Here is a 21,021-nt window from a genome sequence, read left to right on the forward strand (position 1 = left end):
ATTAATACAATATGAACGATAACACAAAAGTAGTTGTTGCATTGCTTGCCGGTTTAGCAGCAGGAGCAGCGCTTGGAATTTTACTCGCTCCAGACAGCGGAACAGAAACACGTGATAAGCTTTCTGAATCATTAAAGAATCTTGGCGACTCCATTAAAGAGACCGCTACAAAAGAGATTGACAACCTTGTGAACCTTAAGAGCAGGGTGGTTGATAACATCAAAGGAAAGATCAAATCTACCGAGGATGAATACCAGGATGACCTGGAACACGCTTAAGAATAGACATTTTACGGTATAAAGGCCGCTGGCAAAAAAATTGGTATGGAACAACAAAAAGAGGCTGCGCGCCCGATAATTGAACAGTTAAAAGAATACGTAGAAACACGGCTGAAGCTGTTAAAGTTAGAGGCTATTGAAAAAAGCACATCAGTAATAGCAAATGTTGTTGTTGATCTGGTGGTGGTGATAAGCCTGATGCTAACATTTTTGTTTGCCAGCTTTACACTTGCGCTATTCCTCGGGGAAGTATTCCATTCATACTGGAAAGGCTTTGGTTGCGTAGCGCTTATCTATTTGCTTTTGGCCGTAGTTTTGATTGTTGCTAAGAAGCCTATTGAAAGGCCGATTGTTAATATTTTAGTTAGAAAGTTATTCCGTTAGTACCTATGAGCATCCTCATCAATAATGTCAACGACCTTAAGGTTGAAATATCACGGCTCAAGAATCTGGAGCATGAGCAAGCTATAGCGTTGCGTGCACGTTTTCACAGTCCGGCTGCTATAATGCATACTGTAATGACTCTGTTTCCAAAGTCGGCAACGGCAGATGGTATAAAAAGTGCCGGGTTCTTCAACCAGGATTTTCTTAGCCTGATTTCTCGCATAGCATTGCCTTTAACCTTAAATAAAACTTTGTTTAAGCACTCTAACTTCCTTGTGAAAACGTTGGTAGGGATAGTATCACAAAAGGCATCTAACTACATTAGCGAAGATTCTGCTAAAGGCGTTTGGGAGAAGGCAAAAGGGTTCTTTAGTAAACTTACCAAGAAGAAAGAGGACAAGCCGCATAAAGAGATTATACCAGCCTATGCTAAGTACTACAAAGAGGGCGAAGCCCTTAACCATCAGGGTGAACCTGGTGAGTACAGCAGCTAGGTAGTTTTACATAATATTCGCCCTGTTGTGAAACACGGTTTAAAGGGATAGGCTTTTTGCTTATCCCTTTTTGTTTAAGAACTTGTTTGTGAGCAGCATTAGGCGAGTGGTAAGTAATTATTATCAAAATCTGTATTTTTGCCGCTCATGGGAAAAGATAAGTTAAGGCGATTTGCTGAGATAGCAACGTTTAATAATGTATTGCAGCTGGACGAAGGCAAACCTTTAAAAGGAAACTGGGCGCAGGAGTTTTTTAAAAATACTAATCCTGTAGTGCTGGAACTGGCCTGCGGTAAAGGCGAATATACCGTGAACCTGGCTAAAATGTTCCCCAGCAAAAACTTTATAGGTATAGACTATAAAGGCAATCGTTTATGGCGAGGAGCCAAAACAGCACTGGAAGAAGGTGTGAACAACGTTGGCTTTTTGCGCATACAAATTGAAACCTTGCTGGACTATTTTGCACTTGCAGAGATAGATGAAATATGGATCACCTTTCCCGATCCTCAGCCACAAATTAGCCGGGAAAAGAAAAGACTTACTGCACCGCGCTTCTTGGCTAAATATAAAGAGCTGCTAAAGCCAGGCGGCTTTGTAAATCTTAAAACGGATAACGACGGTCTTTACGCCTACACTGTGGAGAAAGCGACTGAACTCGGGCTACCCGTTGATGTAACTACTGATGATTTATATAACTCGCCATATGCGAATGAAGTGCTGTCGATAAAAACTTATTACGAAAAGAAGTACCTGCAGCATAATAAAAACATTAATTACATTAAGTTCTCGTTTTAATGCCCCAAAACAACTTTTACGATGATGTTTACCAGGTGGTCAGGCTTATACCCAGCGGGCGGGTTACGTCCTACGGTGCTATCGCTGCTTATCTTGGATCTAAGCAATCATCGCGGGTTGTAGGTTATGCAATGATGGCTTGCGGAACTGCCCAGCCTCCGGTACCCGCGCATAGGGTAGTAAACAGGCAGGGCTTGCTTACAGGCAAGTTTCATTTTGGTGGTGACACAATGGAACAGCTACTAGCGCATGAAGGCATCAAAGTAATAGACAATCAGGTTCAGAATTTTAAGGAGATTTTCTGGGACCCTGCAACTGAGCTGAACCTTTAACACCTGGGGAAGTTTTTAGGAGATAGTCCTCGCGCCGCGCAGTCTGGCAGATCCTCTGAATCGTTTTGGTGAGCTAAGTCCACCCGTATAATCTGTCACCAGGTATAATACCAGCAGCACCACTCCAAAAGTCAGGAAAAACGCTTTGTCGCGTTCATCATAGCGCAACTCTGTAAAGCATAATATCAAAACAATAACGCTTAGCGCCAATTCGATGGTGCCATGCAGCTTCATAGAAATAAAACGAAAAATACCGGCGTTGTTATTTGTGCAGGCAGTAATAAACAGGTGCGCAAAGCCGAGCAGGTAAACGTATTTTGCGGTATGTTCGGGCAAAACAAACGTGGTTGGTGCTATCCACAAGAATAAAACTAGGCAGTAGTCGATAATGCCATGCATCGCGGGCGATATTATCTTCATCTTAAATAGTTTAACAGAAATACTGTATTGTATTAATGCAGGTACTATTATATAAGATGAAAAGTAGCACTTAGTTTTAGAGCTTAGTGTAAAACGTACAACGTGTGGTGGTGCTATAGTATTTGCAGCAGTTCCATGCGGTTGCCAAACGGGTCTATAAAAGCAAATCGTTCACGCTCGGGTATTACCGGCTCCTCAACTATTTCCACACCGTTTGCTTCCAGGTGAGTTCTTGCAGCTTTAATGTCTGCCACCTCCATTGCCGTATGCCGTATAGTGCGAGATAGCGCAGGCTCTACACCAATATGCAGCTGTGCATCGCCGATATCAAACCAATACCCGGCAGACGAAAACAGATCGTCCGGTCTATAGATTTGTTTCAACCCTAATACACCAGCATAGAATTCCCGCGCCTCTTCCAGGCGTTCTGGTGAAACACAAACGTGGAAGTGATCTACGCGCTTAAAGGTAATCATGCGCCATGTTCTGCAAAAGTTATAACGTAGTTGTTGTTGTCCAATATCGAAAACTCTGTAGCGCCATAGAATGTTTTTTCCAGGCCCTTTAACACGGTTACTTTATCCTTAATCTGCTCAAAGTAGCTGTTTATATCCTTAAGTATAATATAAAGCAGTAGCGATCCGCCATCTGTACGGCTTATCTGTGGCAGGTCTTCTCCAAGGCTTTCATAGGTTTGGAGCATTATAGTTACTCCACCATGGCTAAGCATTGCCCACACCAAATCGGTGCCGTCTTCGGGTACGCTCATGGTTAGTTCAAAGCCAAGTGTTTGGTAGAATGCTACAGAGGCGTTAATGTCTGTTACAAAAATGTTAGGTGATAAGGATTCCATAATGTTAGAAGAAAAGGTTTGCTAATATTTTTGGTAAATCTAAAAACTTTAATTTAGATGCCAACACGAATGTTGTAATTTGCACAACGCAAACACACATTAATATGGGTAAGTTAATAAATGAATTTGAAGGCTATCGTACCAAAATGAACGATAGGATAATGGAAACTGCTAACACCAACATAAAGCGTTTTTTTGCGCTGGATACTACCAGCTATGCAGATGGCGCTCTTAATGTAAAAACCAAAGAGATGCTTGGGCTGGTAGCTTCAATGGTGCTCCGCTGCGATGATTGCATTAAATATCACCTCGGCAAATGCCACGAAGCCGGCGTGAACAGTGAAGAAATGAACGAAATATTTATGATAGCCAACCTGGTGGGCGGTTCCATAGTAATACCACACTATCGCAGGGCGGTTGAGTATTGGGATGAGTTGAATGGTGCGGTAGAAGAAAGTAAGTAAATAAATGCCAACCCGGCATTGCGAGCGTTAGCGCGGCAATCATCTAAATAAGCTGGCAAACCATTCTGTCGAAGATTGCTTCGTACCTCGCAATGACGTTATAATCTATATAGATGTCAACTCAAGAACCAACCCGCTGTAGCTGGTGCGGCACCTACCCGCTTTACATGCAATACCATGATGAGGAGTGGGGTAGAACCACTCACGATGAAAAGGTGTTCTTTGAATTTTTAACGCTTGAAGCTGCTCAGGCAGGTCTTAGCTGGATAACCATATTGCGGAGGCGGGAGAATTATCGTACAGCCTTTGCCAATTTTGACGTTCAAAAAGTGGCATTGTTTGATGATACAGATAGAGCACGCTTGTTAAACGATGCAGGCATTATCCGTAACCGCCTGAAGGTAGATTCTGCCATACGCAATGCGCAACTATTCATACAGGTGCAGCAGGAGTTTGGATCGTTTAATAATTACCTGTACAGCTTTATGCCCGAAGGCAAGCCTATTACCACTTATAATGGCCCGCAGGTAAGTACGTCCGAGTCTGACGCGATAAGTAAAGATATGAAAAAGCGTGGCTTTAAATTTTTTGGCACTACCATTTGCTATGCATTTATGCAGGCAACAGGTATGGTAAACGACCATATTCCGGAATGCGCTTTCAGATAATTTCGTTCGTGCTGAACTGCAATAATCGTATTTTTGAAAACACTAACAATCGTGCCTCTCAGTAAACCTGATGAACCGATGCGTATCTTATGAAAAAACTGTTTCTATTAGATGGTATGGCGCTTATTTACAGGGCGCATTTTGCTTTAAGTAAAAACCCGCGTTTTACCTCAGGTGGGTTTAACACGTCGGCAGTAATGGGATTTACAAACACGTTACTGGATGTCCTGCGTAAAGAAAAACCCACCCACATGGCCGTAGTGTTTGATACCGATGCACCTACCGACCGCCATACCGAATATGAAGCATATAAAGCGCACCGTGAGGCCATGCCGGAGGACTTGTCCAAAGCGTTGCCATACATATTTAAAGTGGTGCTGGGCTTTAATATCCCTTTGATTACATCAGACGGCTACGAGGCCGACGACATTATAGGCACGCTCGCAAAAAAGGCCGAGGCAAAAGGCTACCAGGTGTATTGCATGACCCCTGATAAAGACTTTGCACAATTGGTGTCTGAGAACATCCACATTTACAAGCCTGCCCGTATGGGTAACGATATGGAGATATTGGGTGTTAAGGAAGTACTTGCCAAATGGGAGATAGAACGGCCGGAGCAGGTGATTGATATACTTGGGCTTTGGGGAGATGCCGTAGATGGTATTCCGGGTATCCCGGGTGTGGGTGAGAAGACAGCAAAGACGCTCATCAAACAATATGGTTCCGTTGAAGAGATAATTGCCCACAGCCACGAGCTTAAAGGCAAGCTGCGCGAGAATGTAGAAAAGTATGCCGAGCAGGGCTTAATGTCTAAGCGATTAGCGACCATCAATCTTAACTCTCCTGTAGAGTTGGACGAAGCCGGGCTGGAAATGTGCGCGCCCAGCAAGGATCTGCTGGAGCCCTTATTTGCTGAGTTGGAGTTCCGTACGCTGGGCCGTCGGGTATTCGGCGACGACTTTAGCATTACGGAAACCCGTGCCGTTTCGGTGCAGACAGATTTGTTTGGCAACCCAACTGCCGAGGGCCGAACCACGCTTAATGTGGATGTCCAGGACATTTATGAAGCACCGGCACAGGCAGAGGCAAAAAATATTAATAATACCGAGCATGAGTACATCCTGGTAGATACGTTTGAAAAACGCGCTGAGCTCATCAATATATTAAAACAGGAGAAAAGCATTTGCTTTGATACCGAGACCACCGGTACCGATGCCAATCATTGCGAACTGGTGGGTTTGTCATTCGCTATCAAACACCATCATGGCTGGTACGTGCCTGTACCGCATGACGAATCAGAGACCAAAAAGATAGTCGCCGAGTTTAAGCCGTTATTTGAGAATGAGGCAATAAGTAAAATAGGGCAGAACCTGAAGTTTGACATCCTGATGCTGAAGTGGTATGATGTGGAAATGAAGGGCGATCTGTTTGATACTATGATGGCGCACTACGTGATAGACCCGGACACCCGCCACAACATGGATGTACTGAGCGAGAACTACCTCAACTACACGCCTGTTTCCATTACCGAGCTGATTGGTCCTAAGGGCAAGAACCAGGGCAACATGCGTGATGTGGAGATTGAAAAGATAAAAGACTACGCTGCAGAAGATGCCGACGTTACCCTGCAGCTACGGGACGTATTCGCGCCCAAGATAACAGCGGTAGGAGCAGATAAGCTTCTACACGAGATTGAGAACCCGTTGATATATGTGTTAGCAGATGTTGAGCACGAGGGAGTGCGCATTGACCATGACACGCTGCGCGAGTTTTCTAAAGAGCTGGAGACCGACCTGGGCCGTTTAGAAAAAACGGTATATGAAAAAGCGGGTGTGCGTTTCAACATAGCATCGCCAAAGCAATTGGGCGAAGTATTATTTGAAAAGCTGATGCTTGATCCAAAGGCGAAAAAGACCAAAACAGGGCAATACCAAACCGGAGAGGACGTGCTGCTGGCGCTTGCTTCTAAAAGCGACATTGTGCGGGACATATTGGATTTCCGCCAGCTGCAAAAGCTAAAATCTACCTATGTGGATGCATTGCCAACAATGGTTAATCCAAAAACAGGTCGGGTACATACCAGCTATAACCAGGCAGTTGCCGCGACTGGCAGGTTAAGCTCCAATAACCCTAACCTTCAAAACATACCCATCCGTACAGAACGTGGCCGCGAGGTACGCAAGGCCTTCATTCCGCGGGATGAGAACCACAGCATAGTTTCTGCGGATTATTCGCAGATCGAGCTTCGCATTATAGCCGAAATAAGCAAAGACGAGAATATGCGGTCGGCTTTTACCAACAATATCGACATCCACACCGCCACCGCTGCCAAAGTATATGGCGTAGGATTAGATGAGGTAGACAGCACGCAGCGCCGGAATGCCAAAGCAGTAAACTTTGGTATCATCTACGGGCAATCAGCGTTTGGATTGTCACAGAACCTGGGCATACCCCGCAAAGAGGCTGCAGAGATCATAGAGAACTACTTTGCCCAATACCCCGGCATAAAACAATACATGGCCGACACCATGAACTTTGCACGCGAGAACGGCTACGTAACTACCCTGATGGGCCGCCGGAGATACTTACGCGATATCAACTCTGCCAATCAAACTGTTCGCGGTTTTGCCGAACGAAATGCCATCAACGCTCCTATTCAGGGCTCAGCAGCCGACATGATCAAGATAGCCATGATCAACATACACCGGGAATTTAAATCCCGCAAGCTGGATGCACGCATGACCATGCAGGTGCATGACGAATTGGTGTTTGACGTGCCTAATCACGAAATTGAGATCGTAAAGCCCATCATACTGGAAAACATGAAGAACGCCATTAAAACCGAAGTGCCAATAATGGTAGAGATAGGTACGGGAGCAAACTGGTTAGAGGCGCATTAACATTTTTGCCATTTCGCAATAATGCGGGGAGAGACTTTATAGAAAATATCAATTCGGCAATTACGGGTTTACTTTCATTAAATTCTTACATCGTTCCAAACACATTTTTAGAATAATGTGTTTGTTCATGTGGGGAAATGTTTAGTACCTTAACCACTATATAGTCCTTAAATGAGAATCTACCACCTTAGTGCCGAATGTTATCCTATAGCTAAAGTTGGCGGGCTTGCAGATGTTGTTGGCGCGTTACCCAAGTACCAAAATCAGGCAGGGCTAAACGCCGCCGTGGTTATACCGTACTACAACCGCAAGTTCGTACACGAGAATACTTTCGAGGTGGTTTTCCAAGGACTTACATTACTGGGCGACCGGCGCATATACTTTGAAATTGTAAAGGAAACCACCGATAAACTCGGGTTCGAGCTTTTCATGATTAAGGTACCCGGCCTGCTGGATAGGGAGAACATCTACAGCTACCCTGATGAAAGGGAGCAGTTTCTGGCTTTTCAGATCTGTTTTCTGGACTGGATAAACTGGAGCGGGCAAACGCCGGATGTGGTACACTGCCACGATCACCACACCGGGCTGGTCCCGTTCCTGATGTACCATTCGGCGCTATACCGCAGGCTGGCGCATATACCAACCGTTTTTACCATTCATAACGGACAATACCATGGGGCATTTGGCTGGGAAAAGCTGAACTACCTGCCGGAAATAGATGCATTAAAGACAGGCTTACTGGAATGGGCAGGCGGAATAAACCCCCTGGCCTGCGCCGTAAAATGCTGCTGGAAGTATACGACGGTATCTCCCAACTATCTGCACGAACTAACCATAAACTCTAACGGGCTTGAGTATTTATTCTGGGTGGAAAGAGCGAAAGGCGTCGGCATCGTTAATGGGATTGATACCGACGTGTGGAACACGGAAAGTGACCCCATGGTGCTGAATCATTTTAATACGTCCTCTGTTGATAAAGGCAAGAAAGCTAATAAGAAAGAACTTTGTGACAGGTTTAACCTCGATATAAACAAACCGCTTGTTGTATTCATAGGCAGGCTGGTAGTAGAAAAAGGTGCCGACCTACTGCCCGAAGCTATCGAACGCAGCATAAGGCAGCACCCTAATGGCATAAACTTCCTGATACTGGGTACAGGTGACAAAGAAACGGAATTAGCCATGCAGGCGCTTAAGGGTGAGTTTCCGCAGAACTGTAATGTATTTATAGGGTACGATGAAGCTTTGGCGCACGTAATATATGCAGGCGCCGATTTCCTGCTTATGCCATCGCGGGTAGAACCGTGTGGCCTTAACCAGCTATACGCTATACGCTACGGCACCATACCTGTTGTACGTACCACTGGTGGTCTTAAAGATACTGTAATTGATTTAGACGAAGCTGGTGGCTATGGCATACGTTTTGAAAATGCCACAGCAGACGATATTACATATTCCATGGCGCGAGCTGTGGAGCTTTACCAGGACACAAAAAAAATGCAGCTGCTGCGAAAGCGGATGATGGGCCTCGACTTTTCGTGGGGGCGCTCGGCTCAAGAATATATAAATCTGTATAACAGTTTAATCCCTCAACCATGACATCGAAAGTGATCAGCATTGTACTTGGCGGAGGCCAGGGCAGCCGTTTAGCACCACTAACACAAACACGCTCAAAACCGGCTGTACCAATTGCCGGCAAATACCGTTTGGTAGATATCCCAATCTCCAACTGCCTGCACTCCAACATCAACAGGATATTTGTACTCACACAATTCAACTCGGCATCGCTTAATAAGCATATTAAGAACACGTATCACTTCAGCACGTTCAGTACTGCTTTTGTTGATATACTCGCTGCTGAGCAAACGCCGACCAGTGCGGGTTGGTTCCAGGGAACTGCTGATGCTGTAAGGCAAAGCTTACATCACCTGGCCGTGCATGAGTTTGATTACGTGCTTATCCTTTCCGGCGATCAACTGTACCAGATGGATTTTGAGGAAATGATACAGCAGCACGTAGAATCTAAAGCTGATATATCTATTGCTACAATACCGGTACACGAGCGCGATGTGCCCGGGTTTGGTATCCTGAAAACCGATGCCGAAAATAACATTACGGCTTTCATTGAAAAACCCAAGACCGGCTTTGAGGAATGGGTGTCAGAAGTTAGTCCTGAAATGAAGGAGAAGGGCCGTTTATACCTGGCATCAATGGGTATTTACATCTTTAACCGCAAATTGCTGTACGAATTGCTGGAAAGTAACGACCAGACCGATTTTGGTAAGGAGATTATTCCGCAATCTATACAGGGGCATAAAGTAGTGAGCTACCAGTACGAAGGTTACTGGACAGATATAGGTACCATTCCATCGTTCTTTGAAGCTAACCTCGGCTTAACGGACGATATACCAGAGTTTAACCTTTTCGATAAGAACCACATCTATACCAGGGCGCGCATGCTGCCGCCAACAAAGGTATCGGGTACACACTTAGAGAAGTCGATAATTGCCGATGGCTGCATTATTAACGCCAGCCTAATCAATCGCTCTATTGTTGGTATACGTACCCGCATAGGGCTTTATACCAGCATTGAGAACTGTTATATAATGGGAAGCGATAATTACCAAACCCTTGAGGAAATCGCTGCAGCGAAAGAAGCTGGTGTTCCTGCAATGGGTATTGGCGACAGGTGTACCATTAAGAATGCTATAATTGACAAGAACACTTACATAGGAGATGACGTCAAGATCAACTGCAATAAAAAACTTCCTGACGGAGATTACCCAACTTATACCGTGGTAGATGGTATAGTAATCATTAAGAAAAGAGCGGTGATCCCGAGCGGAACCGTTATTTAAACATAATAGAAAGGCCCCATGAGGGGCCTTTTTTACAACTCAATGCTTTCGCCTATTGCTGGTAGCTTAAGGTTGAGGCCTGCTTTAATAAACTTTTCCTGCACCTCGTCCTTATTAATTTCTATTACCGGGAAAGAATCATAGTGAACGCCTACAATATCCTTGCAATTGATAAAAGACGCAGCCTTAATGGCATCATCGGCACCCATTGTATAGTTATCGCCAATTGGCAGGATAGCCCAATCCAGGTTTTCGTCTTCCAGTAGCTTCATGTCATAAGTAAGCGCGGTATCTCCCGCAAAGTAAACCTTCTGCCCGTTAAACGTAATTACAAAACCTGCAGGGTTACCACCATTGCTGCCATCAGGTAAGGCACTGGAGTGTACGGCATTTACCATTTTAACGCGGCCAAATTCAAAATTGAATGCGCCGCCAATGTTCATGCCGTGAGCGTTATCAATACCTTGTTTGCCCAGCCAGCCAGCTATTTCGGCAATGCAAATAACCTTTGCTCCGCTTTGTTTTTGTACCTGTGTCAGGTCGCCAACATGGTCGCCGTGCCCATGCGATACCAGGATGTAATCTGGTTTCAATGCGCTTACATCAATATTTTTAGCCAAAGGATTTTGGCTGATAAACGGATCGAATAATAATTTGGTGCCGTTTGCCTCAAGTTCAAGGCAAGACTGACCGTAGTAAGTAAGTTTCATAGGTAATATGCTTTATAATACGATTGCCCAATCTATTTGCCAAACAGGCTTCCCAAGCCGCCCATGCCACCAAACATGTTGTTTGCCATGGATGCCATTTCGCTCTGGCTTACATTTTCTGCCTGCTCCAGCGCTTTATTAACAGCAATAGCCATTAGTTCTTCCAGTTCTTCCTTGTCGGCCTCTTTAAGAAAAGCCTCGTCTATGGTAATGGACTGAATAACTTTATTGGCATTAGCAGTAACGGTTATTTTGCCACCTTCAGCGGTGCCGGTTACACTTATGGTATCCAGGCGCTGTTTCATTTCGCCGGCTTTTTGCTGTGCTTCTAATATTTTGTCGAACATAGGTATTAAGTTAGTAGTTTATAAAGTTGATCAAGTGATTGGTTGTTCATTATTAATCAGTGTTAAAATAATTTACTACCAACCATTACTATCATCAATCCTCAGCCGTATCGCCGGCGCCATTGTAAGCACCTTTGCGCACTACCGGCATGCCCGTCATTTTAAACAGATCATCCAGGTGCAGCAGGCTGCCGTTTACCAAATTACCTAACAAAACAATGGTAACATCGTTTTTAAGATCGCGTAAATAAATGTGGCGAAAACCGTGCCACCAGCCGGTGTGGTAGACTACCTTTTCGTTAGGTGCTTCAAATATCCTCCAGCCGTAGCCGTAATTGAAGTGCCCGCGTATCATGGGGTTATGTGCTGTATAGGCTGAATCCTGGGTAGCGGGTTTCATGAGCTTGCCCGCGCGCAATGCCTGGTCAAATACATAAAGGTCACCTACGGTGCTGTAAATACCCTTATCGCCAACAGGGCCGTCCAAAAAGTTTTGAGCTACAGAGTACTTCCAGCTATTGCGGTCGTGCCCAACAACGTCCACAGGTATTTTATCATATACTGCTTTAGAGTAAACCGCTGTATGGGTCATGCCTGCAGGTTTAAAAATGTTCTGCATCATGTAATCGGCGTAACTTTGGCCGGTAACCTTTTCTATAATAGATCCCAGCACCATAAAGTTGGAGTTGTTGTACAGGAACCTAACGTTTGGTTTGTTAAAACGTGCCGGTTTGTACTGCGCTATCATAGCCATTGCTTCCTTGTTGGAAACGCCCTTGCGCTGGTCGCGATGCTCGCTCCGGAAAACGCCGTCAATAAAGTAAACGTAATTCATCATGCCCGAGCGGTGCGTAAGCAGCAAGCGAATAGTTACACCTTCATATGGGAAGTCCGGAAAGAAATCTCTTACATCCTGATCAAGCTTTATTTTGCCGCGTTCCCATAGCTGCATAATGGCGGTACCCGTCATGGTTTTAGTAACGGATGCCAGCTCGAATTTCGAGTCTAGTTTAAGGCTATCACGGGTAAGGTGGTTAGCCCAGCCATAAGAACCTTCATATAATATCTTTCCTTTTTTAGCGACCAGAACATTGCCATTAAAGCCACTTACCTTATGCAGGTGTTCCATAAAGGCAGCTATCTTTTTGTCGCCGTCTTTAGGGTCGTATTTTAAAAACTTAGCCGGATCAAATGGTTTTTCGGGATTGATGCCGTTCTTTTTATCAGCCGAGCCTGATGAGCAGGAAGTGATTAAGAATAAGGGAATTAAGAACGACAGTGTGCTTTTAAGAACAACATTCATATGCAAAACAGATCCAAGGGTAAATGCCGGGCGAAAATTAGAAATTATATAGGAGGTAAAAGAGAATTTTTTGAGTAATGTTTCAACATTATTAAAAGCGAGTTAAATTAGCGCATGAAAATCTACCGTTTATTGTTATTGGCTGTTGTGTTTATTGCAACAAGCTCTACTGGATTCTCCCAGGGTAAAACTGATAGTGTTTCAATATTTATAAAGCAGGGTATTGAATTAGGAAATCAGAAGGAATACTCTGGTGCAGTAGCAAAATACAAGGCAGCACTATCGCTGCAGCCGGAGAATGCACAAGCAAATTACCAAATGGCCTTCGTCCTCTTTTCATCGGGCAGGAGTGCGGATGCGGTAACTTATATTCATAATGCTATCAAGGGCAGTACCGACAGCAAGTTTGCTGCTGCCGCATATAGCTTACAGGGTAGCATCTATGGTAATTTAAACCGTTCTGAGGAATCTATTGCCGCCTACAAAAACGCCATAGCTGCGGACAGCTCCAACCAGCGGATCTACTATAACCTGGGCATTGCTTACTTTAAAGCAAAGGAGTATGCCGCGGCCGAACAGCAGTTTGCAGATGCGCTGAAGCGCGACATAAAAGATGCAGGCAGCGCAAGAATGTACGCCCTTGCTACTTTTCATCAGAATAAACGAACTGAAGCTATACTGGGTTTTTGCTACTTTTTATCGCTTGAACCTACGGGAGTACGCAGTACGGAAGCTTTCGGTAACCTGCAGAACATTTTACAAGGTGGCGCACTTAAACCGGAGCGGGGTTACAAAGCAGTTGCTACACCCTACATCACCTATCAAAATGGACTGATTGTAAAAGCTCTAAGCGTTTTCAAAACAAGGAAGTACGCCTCGCAGGCAGACCTGTTGGCTGCGCAGTTGGATGCCGTTATAACAAAGCTTGCTGCAGCACCGCGGGATAAGCACTACTTTTGGCACAGCCTGGCAGATCATTTCGGCAAGGTTAATGCTGCCGTGCACATGCCGGCGTTTGCGCGGTACATCAGCCAGGAGGCCCTAACGGAGAGTGCGAGATGGATAGCTACTAACGCCCCAAAGGTGGCTTCTTTAAACACGTGGTTAGCAGGGAATCACCCATCTATTTAATGGTGTTAACGCCTGAGACAAACGCTGGTATTTGGTGGAGAGAGCCAGAGGCGTGGGCAGTGGCTTTGCGTTCACTTTACCGGTGTAGTGTTCAAAAGTGTTCAGCTTTTTTTGTGCCGAAGCTGTTTTTTTGGCAATTTGAACACTTGTACGCTTATCCTCAAAAAAGTGCTATATCAGCATCAAAATGGCTGATTTTGCCTGGAAATCTTTACCTGAACCTTCAAAAACCACACCGATTTGAGCCGCTATTTTAAAATAAATTTGCATTTAATAAATCGGCCGTTTTAGAGATTTAGCTCCTGAACGCGCCAAAAAAGAAGCGGCTGTCCCCAAGAGAACAGCCGCTTCTTTTATATCTGTGGAGAGTTATTTTGATGCCGGATTTAGGGTTGCTTTTACAGTGCCGCACTCCAGCATTTCGTCGCCGTAATAAGGGTTGCGTATCTCTTCCGTTTCGCTTAGCCATGAAGCCTTTTTCATAGGGCAATACTGCTGGTAAAGCGGGCTGCTGTTGGTCTTGAGGGCGGACAACAACGCGTACATGTTTTTAGATAAGCTTGAGAAATGTTCACGCTGACGTGCAAGCACACTACTCTCGCTAATATGGCGACTGTCTAATTTCAACTTGTCAGCATACTTGCTGTATAGTAATTGCTGCGCAGGCTTTAAATCCGCCGGTTTAACTGAAAGGGTATTCAGCAACTCCTTAGAGCGGGTTTTAGCAAGCGCTGCATTGCTGCCTACAAGAGCGTTCTTCAATGCTATGTAAGATGTAATTACTTTGTCTGTACCGCTCACTTGCTGAGCGCTGGCAGCAAGGCTGCTAAAAACTATTACAAAACCGAGGAATAATGCTTTCATATCTGTTTGTCTTTATATTGCCTGATGATCTCTTTACACCCCGCCTCAATCAATTTATAAACTGGGGCAAACTGGGTGTCATCATAATACGGATCGGGTACTATATTATTGCCTAACAGCAGTTTTACTTTCTCACGATCTTCGGGACTGCGGGCTTTTGCCAGTATATCGGCCAGGTTACTGCGGTCCATCACCAGTATCAGGTCAAAGTCGTCAAAATCGCGCACGTTGAATAAGCGGCATACTTGTTTGCTAATGTCCACACCCTGCGCCAGGGCAGCTGCTATAGAGCGCCTGTCGGGCGGGCGGCCAACATGCCAGTCACCCGTGCCTGCCGAGTCAACTTCCCAGTCGAGTCCTGCTTTTTGTGCCTCATGGCGCATTATGCCTTCCGCAAGTGGCGAACGGCAGATATTGCCAAGGCAAACCATTAGTATTTTCATTGTTTCAGTATGAATGGTTGATTATGTTGATTAAGTGAGTAGTTAAACAACTATTCACCTAATCAACTACTCTCTTAATCAACCAAAAAGTTGGTTTAATACGCCAGCAAGCCTTACGCCGCCTTTTAAAAGCTGTTGGTTAAGCACGCCTATAAACTTAAAGTTGTAATTGTAACCGCTTACTTTGTCTTTGCCTTCTACATCAGCATAAATCTTTTCTGCCAGCTGGCTCGATTCAAATAGCCATTGACTTACCGGTGCTGCCTGCAATTCGGCGCGTTGCTTGGCCGTAGTGTGGTTTATCCAGGCTACGTACTCAGTAAAGCTCAACTGCTGCATATCTATCAGTTGGGAATCCCATATCGAGTGCAAATTGGTTGGCTGCGGGTTGTTGTTCCAGGTAAGTTTTACATCATTACCACCCTTGTCTGCAGTGTGTGCAGTGTGCATTGGCTGGTGAACGTCTTCAACAATATGTATCAGCATACGCAGGTACAGCACCTTGCTGGTTTTTGACAGGTTCTTTTTCTTTAGTTCGCCTATTAAAAAGTTCATCTTGGTATAAGCATCGGTAGTGGTATCGGCTTTCAGGTATGCCTGCATTTCGGGGTAGGTCATACGTTTATCAAAATCGACATAGTGCCATACCGAAAGGTAATTATAGGCCGGGTCAGACTTAATAAAATCGGCCCAATTGCTTGTCATGGCAATGCTTTCGTCACCCAGGATGGCTTTGATAGCGGCACGTGCCTTTGGCGTTAAGTAGCTGTCGGCTATTTGCCCGCATATACGGTGGCCGTTTGTTCCCCATGCCATGGTTTGTACAGGCAGGTACATGATGGCAATTGCAAGTAAAAAGATCCTGATCGATTTCATTTTAAAGTGGTTTTGGAATACAAGTATTTCGTTTAATGAGTCTGGCATTGAAAGGAAGTACGCTGGCCAGCGGTGCAAACCGCACAATTGAGTCTGTTTGTTTTTTTACTTTGAAGGCTTCCTGGTAGTTGCCGTACCGGAAACAACCGCCTTCTACCTTGTAGCTAAAGTTGGGGTTGCAAAACAAGCCCTTTAGTATCAGTGTATCGTGTTTTTGCTGGTAAATGCCTTTGGCAAACTCGGCCCAATGGCCGTTTTTTATGCAAGTGTCTGCACCTGCAACAGCCTTTGAGAATGAATTCATGCTTACAAAAAACGAATCACAGCTAAACTTCAGCCTGTAGGCCGTTGCGGTAACCAGCTGTTTTTGGAGGGCTGATGTATCCTGCAGCCATTCGCCCTGTAGGTACTGCTGCCCCTGCTCCTGGTAATCGGGGTTGAATTTGCAGCCCGGGAAGCTTAAAGCGGAAAGCAGAAGGCAAAAAGCCAGAGTTAAAAGAAAAGGCGAGCGGAAAAAGACGAAACGCTTTTGCATGGTATATCAAAAAGCCCCTTCTTTAATAAACCAGAAGGGGCTATGTGCATTATTGCTCCCCCTTTAGGGGGCTGGGGGGTAAACTGCCTATCATATCTTCAGGACGCACCCACTGGTCAAACTGCTCGCTGGTGAGTAAGCCCAGGCCTATTGCAGCTTCGCGAAGTGATGTGCCTTCTTTAAGCGCTGTTTTGGCGATTTTAGCAGCGTTCTCGTAACCTATGTGCGGGTTAAGCGCAGTTACCAGCATCAAAGAATTTTCCAGGTGTTTTTTAATGCCTTCGTAGTTCGGCTCAATGCCTACCGCGCAATGATCGTTAAAAGATACGCAGGCATCACCTATCAGCCTTGCCGACTGTAAAAAGTTAGCGGCCATAACCGGCTTAAATACGTTCAGTTCATAGTGGCCGTTAGAGCCTCCTATAGATATAGCCACATCGTTACCCATTACCTGCGCGGCAACCATAGTAACCGCTTCGTTTTGGGTTGGATTTACTTTGCCAGGCATAATAGATGAGCCCGGTTCATTATCCGGTATGTGTATCTCGCCGATGCCTGAACGCGGACCAGAGGCCAGCATCCTGATATCGTTAGCAATCTTCATTAAAGAAACCGCTATCTGCTTCAGCGCGCCATGGCTTTCTACAATAGCGTCGTGGGCAGCCAGTGCCTCAAACTTATTTTCGGCGGTGATAAATGGCAGGCCTGTAAACTCGGCAATGTACTGCGCTACTTTAACATCATAACCTTTAGGGGTATTAATGCCTGTGCCCACAGCGGTGCCGCCAAGGGCAAGTTCGCTCAGGTGGTCCAGCGTGTTGCGCAGGGCCTTCAAACCGTGATTTAATTGTGATACGTAACCGGAGAACTCCTGGCCCAAAGTAAGCGGGGTGGCGTCCATCAGGTGGGTACGGCCAATCTTTACTACGCTCTTGAACGCTTCGCTTTTAGCCTGCAGGGTGTCGCGCAGTTTTTCAATACCGGGGATGGTTACATCCATCAGTATCTTGTATGCTGCAATGTGCATTGCAGTAGGGTAGGTATCGTTTGAGGACTGTGATTTGTTCACATCATCATTCGGGTGGATAAAGGTTTTGCCCTCGCCCAGGGTGTTACCCTGTAGTACGTGAGAGCGGTTAGCAACCACTTCGTTCACGTTCATGTTTGATTGTGTGCCCGAGCCTGTTTGCCAGATCACCAGCGGGAACTCACTATCTAAAGCGCCTGTCAATATCTCGTCGCAAACCTGTGCTATCAGGTCGCGTTTCTCGGCAGTTAGTACGCCAAGGTCAGTATTGGTGTAGGCGGCTGCCTTTTTAAGGTAGGCAAAGGCATCTATAATTTCCTTTGGCATTGATGCCTCCGGGCCTATTTTAAAGTTGTTGCGGCTGCGCTCGGTTTGTGCGCCCCAGTATTTGTCGGCCGGTACCTGTACCGCGCCCATGGTGTCATATTCGGTTCTGAAACTCATAACGATAGTATGTTTTTGCAGCGGCAAAGTTATGGTTTTATGCGAAGTATGCTAAAGCCGAAAGGGTAATCTTTTTGGTACATTTTGGATGGCTGATTAGCAACGTGAATAACATATGCTTTATACAAGCACTGCCCCTTTTGTCACCACCAAATGTTTTTACTACACTTTGATGTTAAGCTTATTCAAGAGATCCCTTGCGACCTCATCTACTGTATCGTCAGCTTCCATAGCGGTTGGAGTTACGGCAATTATTTTTAGTGTATTAATGATATCATCAGGAAGTTTGCCTGGATAATAGTCTAACAAATTTAGAATGATCCAGTACTTCCACATGGTATCATCAGAATCTAAAACAGCTAATAGGTCTTGAGTTATTTCATTTAGGTGTGGCCTCAGATAAACGGCTATCGGTGGTGCAACAGGCCAATGCATATCTTGAAGCCATTCCAATAGTTTTGGGACATCATTCCTGATTGTGTCGAATGGTAAGCTATGAAGATACTGGGTTGCCCGCATATCTCTTGGATTATTAGGTATATAGTTCATTAACGTTCATTCTTTACTAATATAACCTATTAAATCAATTGAGCAAACCGCTTGGCTAATATTGCTCATTAGCGCCTAATAAACTGACTTCGGCCGGCTTGCAACGGATGTTCCAAAGCTTGTTGGCTTACCTGCCATGGTAATTACCAGTTCGCCGCCAGCAGCCAGCTCCCGGTGAGGAAGGTAGTTAAAGGTGTAGGGCTTGCCGTTGAGTGTAATACTTGCAATATATTTGTTTGCAGCGCTGTTGTTCTTAACCAATACATGGAACTTTTTACCTGCGGGTAAATTTATAGTTGCCTCATTAACGGTTGGGCTGCCAAACACGTACATGCCGTTAGCCGGGTTTACCGGATAAAAGCCTAAAGCTGATAATACATACCACGCCGACATCTGCCCTACATCCTCGTTGCCAATAACGCCATCAGTTTTGGTGGTGTAAAAGTTATTTAGGATAAAGCGCACTTTGTCTGCCGATTTCCACGGCTGGCCCACATAGGCATACAGGTAAGTAATATGGTGGCTTGGCTCGTTACCGTGCGCATATTGGCCAATCAGCCCCGAAATGTCTGGCGAGTGCTCTTTGCCCAGGTCGCCCTGCGCAATGAACAGCGAGTCGAGTTTTGTTATAAACTGCTTTTCGCCGCCCTGTAAGGCTATCAGCCCTTCTACGTCATGCGGCACCAGCCAGGTGTACTGCCAGGCATTACCTTCGGTAAAATCATCCTGCTCATGGCGCGATTCAAACGGGTTAAAAGGCGTGCGCCACTGCGTTGCAGACACCCTGCCCCGCATAAAGCCGGTTTGCTTATCAAAGTAGTTCTGGTAATTTTTGGCACGTTTGCTAAAGTATTCGTAATCGGCCTGCTTGCCCATTTTGCGCGCCATTTGCGCAATGCACCAGTCGTTTATAGAATATTCAAGCCCCATAGCAACGTTTTCGCGTGTGCTGTCTGCCGGTATAAAGCCCAGCTCTTTCACAAATTTAAGACCGCGCATATTTTGCATTTGAGTGGTTTTCACCGCCTCGTAAGCAAGGTTAGCATCAAAGCCTTTAAATCCTTTTAAATAAGCATCGGCAACTACAGCAACGGCGCTGTTGCCCACCATCGTGTTGGTTTCGTTAGCCATTAAATGCCATACGGGCAGCCTGCCCTGCTGCTGGTAAATAGCCAGCATGGTGTTGATCATATCGCTTACACGCTCCGGCTCCATAATGGTATACAGCGGATTGGCCGAGCGGTAGGTGTCCCACAAAGAAAAGGTAGTTAGATTTTTAAAGTTTGCCGCCTTGTGCACCTGTTTGTCGGTACCCCAATAGTCGCCATTTACATCATTAAAGGTAGACGGCGCTATCATGGTGTGGTACATGGCCGTATAGAACTTTTTCAGCTGCGAAAGCGAATCTGCCTTAATGGTAATCTTGTGCAGCTCTTTGTTCCAGGTAGCAGTAGCTGCTGCAGAAACTTTGTTAAAATCCCATCCGGGTATTTCACTGTTGATGTTGAGCAGCGCATTTGCCGTGCTCACGGGAGAGATACCCACTTTAGCGTAAACTACTTCGCCCTTTGTGGTAACAAAGCTTAGCGCACCTTTTACCTTCTTACCTGTAAGCATGGTGCCTTTGACGAGGGCTGTACTGTCGTAAACCGCAAAGTTGTTGATGGCTTTGGAGAAAACGGCTGTGAAGTAAATGCGCTGATCGCGTGCCCAGCCGCGTGAGTAACGATAACCCTCAATGGTGTGGTCATTCACTTGTTTTATATAGGTTTCCGTAGCGCGGTCGGCAATGCCTTCTGCAAGATCTATAATGATGTGCGCATCAGCAGCCTGCGGGAAAGTATACTTGTGCATTCCTACGCGGCTTGTTGCGGTAAGTTCTGCCTTGATGCCATAGCGCTTAAGCTTTACACTATAGTAGCCGGGACGGATCACCTCATCCTGGTGACTGAACAAAGAGAAATAGCCATTCTGCGGATCTTTTAACGTTCCCTTGCTCACGATCACCTGGCCGGTCGTTGGCATAAAAGAAACATCGCCCAGGTCGCCGATACCGGTGCCGCTCAGGTGCGTGTGCTGAAAGCCAACTATGGTAGAATCGGACACATGATAACCCGAACACCAATCCCAGCCCTGCGACAATTGTGTTGGCCCAAGCTGTACTGCGCCAAAAGGCAGGTTTGCCCCAACAAATACGTGACCGTGAAAGCCGGTGCCTATTGTTTGGTCTACATAGCGCGTAAGGTCAGTGTTAGCCGTAGCTTTTTTTACCTGTGCCGATACCTGGTTACTTAAAAACGCGAGTGCTATAAATGCTATAAGCTTGTTCTTCATTGGAGTGCTAAAATG

The 21,021-nt window shown here is 45.5% G+C and carries 24 protein-coding genes; 11 read left to right on the forward strand and 13 right to left on the reverse strand.

Annotated features, from left to right (window positions below):
- Nucleotides 1–11 precede the first annotated feature (11 nt).
- The 5 genes from DYU05_RS12720 (at nt 12) to DYU05_RS12740 (ending at nt 2,283) form a co-directional block, all read left to right on the forward strand.
- On the forward strand, nt 12–278 hold the full coding sequence (locus tag DYU05_RS12720) for a YtxH domain-containing protein (RefSeq protein ID WP_117383486.1): 267 nt from the start codon (nt 12–14) through the stop codon (nt 276–278).
- Between the two features lie 45 nt (nt 279–323).
- On the forward strand, nt 324–662 hold the full coding sequence (locus tag DYU05_RS12725; RefSeq protein ID WP_117383487.1) for a phage holin family protein: 339 nt from the start codon (nt 324–326) through the stop codon (nt 660–662).
- 5 nt (nt 663–667) lie between these two features.
- A complete protein-coding gene (locus DYU05_RS12730) occupies nt 668–1,156 on the forward strand; it encodes a hypothetical protein (protein ID WP_117383488.1) in 489 nt (162 codons plus the stop codon).
- A gap of 147 nt (nt 1,157–1,303) precedes the next feature.
- Nucleotides 1,304–1,951, forward strand: a complete 648-nt coding sequence (gene trmB / locus DYU05_RS12735; RefSeq protein WP_117383489.1) for a tRNA (guanosine(46)-N7)-methyltransferase TrmB — start codon at nt 1,304–1,306, stop codon at nt 1,949–1,951.
- Complete coding sequence (locus tag DYU05_RS12740; RefSeq protein WP_117383490.1) at nt 1,951–2,283, forward strand: MGMT family protein; 333 nt, start codon at nt 1,951–1,953, stop codon at nt 2,281–2,283. Before trmB ends, DYU05_RS12740 begins: the two co-directional genes overlap by 1 nt.
- A gap of 15 nt (nt 2,284–2,298) precedes the next feature.
- On the opposite strand, the gene DYU05_RS12745 is transcribed toward DYU05_RS12740, so the two are convergent.
- The 3 genes from DYU05_RS12745 to DYU05_RS12755 form a co-directional block, all read right to left on the reverse strand.
- Nucleotides 2,299–2,703, reverse strand: a complete 405-nt coding sequence (locus DYU05_RS12745; protein ID WP_133300225.1) for a hypothetical protein — start codon at nt 2,701–2,703, stop codon at nt 2,299–2,301.
- Between the two features lie 113 nt (nt 2,704–2,816).
- Entirely contained in the window at nt 2,817–3,179 is a 363-nt protein-coding gene (locus DYU05_RS12750) for a VOC family protein (protein ID WP_117383492.1), read from the reverse strand.
- On the reverse strand, nt 3,176–3,556 hold the full coding sequence (locus DYU05_RS12755; RefSeq protein WP_117383493.1) for a VOC family protein: 381 nt from the start codon (nt 3,554–3,556) through the stop codon (nt 3,176–3,178). Before DYU05_RS12755 ends, DYU05_RS12750 begins: the two co-directional genes overlap by 4 nt.
- Nucleotides 3,557–3,660: 104 nt before the next feature.
- Here DYU05_RS12755 and DYU05_RS12760 point away from each other — a divergent pair, with 104 nt between their 5' ends.
- From DYU05_RS12760 to DYU05_RS12780, 5 genes are all read left to right on the forward strand, one after another.
- Complete coding sequence (locus tag DYU05_RS12760; protein ID WP_117383494.1) at nt 3,661–4,020, forward strand: carboxymuconolactone decarboxylase family protein; 360 nt, start codon at nt 3,661–3,663, stop codon at nt 4,018–4,020.
- A 113-nt stretch (nt 4,021–4,133) separates the two neighbouring features.
- The gene (locus tag DYU05_RS12765; RefSeq protein WP_117383495.1) at nt 4,134–4,688 is read left to right on the forward strand and encodes a DNA-3-methyladenine glycosylase I; all 555 of its coding nucleotides are present in this window, start codon (nt 4,134–4,136) and stop codon (nt 4,686–4,688) included.
- Nucleotides 4,689–4,777: 89 nt separating this feature from the next.
- Nucleotides 4,778–7,588: a DNA polymerase I gene (polA, locus tag DYU05_RS12770; RefSeq protein ID WP_117383496.1), complete on the forward strand. Its 2,811-nt coding sequence runs from the start codon at nt 4,778–4,780 to the stop codon at nt 7,586–7,588.
- Nucleotides 7,589–7,759: 171 nt separating this feature from the next.
- Nucleotides 7,760–9,184, forward strand: coding sequence for a glycogen synthase (locus DYU05_RS12775; protein ID WP_117383497.1), 1,425 nt, complete (start codon nt 7,760–7,762; stop codon nt 9,182–9,184).
- Nucleotides 9,181–10,443: a glucose-1-phosphate adenylyltransferase gene (locus DYU05_RS12780; RefSeq protein WP_117383498.1), complete on the forward strand. Its 1,263-nt coding sequence runs from the start codon at nt 9,181–9,183 to the stop codon at nt 10,441–10,443. Before DYU05_RS12775 ends, DYU05_RS12780 begins: the two co-directional genes overlap by 4 nt.
- 32 nt (nt 10,444–10,475) lie before the next feature.
- Here the strand turns inward: DYU05_RS12780 and DYU05_RS12785 are convergent, their stop codons facing one another.
- From DYU05_RS12785 to DYU05_RS12795, 3 genes are all read right to left on the reverse strand, one after another.
- Complete coding sequence (locus tag DYU05_RS12785; RefSeq protein ID WP_117383499.1) at nt 10,476–11,153, reverse strand: metal-dependent hydrolase; 678 nt, start codon at nt 11,151–11,153, stop codon at nt 10,476–10,478.
- 32 nt (nt 11,154–11,185) lie between these two features.
- On the reverse strand, nt 11,186–11,500 hold the full coding sequence (locus tag DYU05_RS12790; RefSeq protein ID WP_117383500.1) for a YbaB/EbfC family nucleoid-associated protein: 315 nt from the start codon (nt 11,498–11,500) through the stop codon (nt 11,186–11,188).
- 94 nt (nt 11,501–11,594) lie between these two features.
- Entirely contained in the window at nt 11,595–12,803 is a 1,209-nt protein-coding gene (locus DYU05_RS12795) for a serine hydrolase domain-containing protein (RefSeq protein ID WP_117383501.1), read from the reverse strand.
- Between the two features lie 114 nt (nt 12,804–12,917).
- Between DYU05_RS12795 and DYU05_RS12800 the strand changes: the two genes are divergently transcribed.
- Complete coding sequence (locus tag DYU05_RS12800) at nt 12,918–13,934, forward strand: tetratricopeptide repeat protein (RefSeq protein WP_117383502.1); 1,017 nt, start codon at nt 12,918–12,920, stop codon at nt 13,932–13,934.
- 369 nt (nt 13,935–14,303) lie between these two features.
- Here the strand turns inward: DYU05_RS12800 and DYU05_RS12805 are convergent, their stop codons facing one another.
- The 7 genes from DYU05_RS12805 to DYU05_RS12835 all read right to left on the reverse strand — a co-directional run bounded on the left by DYU05_RS12805 (nt 14,304) and on the right by DYU05_RS12835 (nt 21,006).
- Nucleotides 14,304–14,798 (reverse strand): DUF3347 domain-containing protein, encoded by a 495-nt coding sequence (locus DYU05_RS12805; protein ID WP_117383503.1) that lies wholly within the window; start codon nt 14,796–14,798, stop codon nt 14,304–14,306.
- On the reverse strand, nt 14,795–15,241 hold the full coding sequence (locus DYU05_RS12810) for a low molecular weight protein-tyrosine-phosphatase (protein ID WP_117383504.1): 447 nt from the start codon (nt 15,239–15,241) through the stop codon (nt 14,795–14,797). Before DYU05_RS12810 ends, DYU05_RS12805 begins: the two co-directional genes overlap by 4 nt.
- 78 nt (nt 15,242–15,319) lie before the next feature.
- Nucleotides 15,320–16,117 carry a S1/P1 nuclease gene (locus tag DYU05_RS12815; RefSeq protein ID WP_117384000.1) on the reverse strand — a complete coding sequence of 266 codons (798 nt, stop codon included), beginning with the start codon at nt 16,115–16,117 and terminating at the stop codon, nt 15,320–15,322.
- A 1-nt stretch (nt 16,118) separates the two neighbouring features.
- The gene (locus tag DYU05_RS12820) at nt 16,119–16,652 is read right to left on the reverse strand and encodes a hypothetical protein (protein WP_117383505.1); all 534 of its coding nucleotides are present in this window, start codon (nt 16,650–16,652) and stop codon (nt 16,119–16,121) included.
- A gap of 49 nt (nt 16,653–16,701) precedes the next feature.
- Complete coding sequence (fumC, locus tag DYU05_RS12825; RefSeq protein WP_117383506.1) at nt 16,702–18,123, reverse strand: class II fumarate hydratase; 1,422 nt, start codon at nt 18,121–18,123, stop codon at nt 16,702–16,704.
- A gap of 162 nt (nt 18,124–18,285) precedes the next feature.
- Nucleotides 18,286–18,672, reverse strand: coding sequence for a DUF5071 domain-containing protein (locus DYU05_RS12830; protein ID WP_117383507.1), 387 nt, complete (start codon nt 18,670–18,672; stop codon nt 18,286–18,288).
- Between the two features lie 75 nt (nt 18,673–18,747).
- Entirely contained in the window at nt 18,748–21,006 is a 2,259-nt protein-coding gene (locus DYU05_RS12835; RefSeq protein ID WP_117383508.1) for a GH92 family glycosyl hydrolase, read from the reverse strand.
- Nucleotides 21,007–21,021: the final 15 nt, after the last annotated feature.

Origin of the sequence: Mucilaginibacter terrenus, assembly GCF_003432065.1 — a bacterium.
GTDB lineage: Bacteria > Bacteroidota > Bacteroidia > Sphingobacteriales > Sphingobacteriaceae > Mucilaginibacter > Mucilaginibacter terrenus.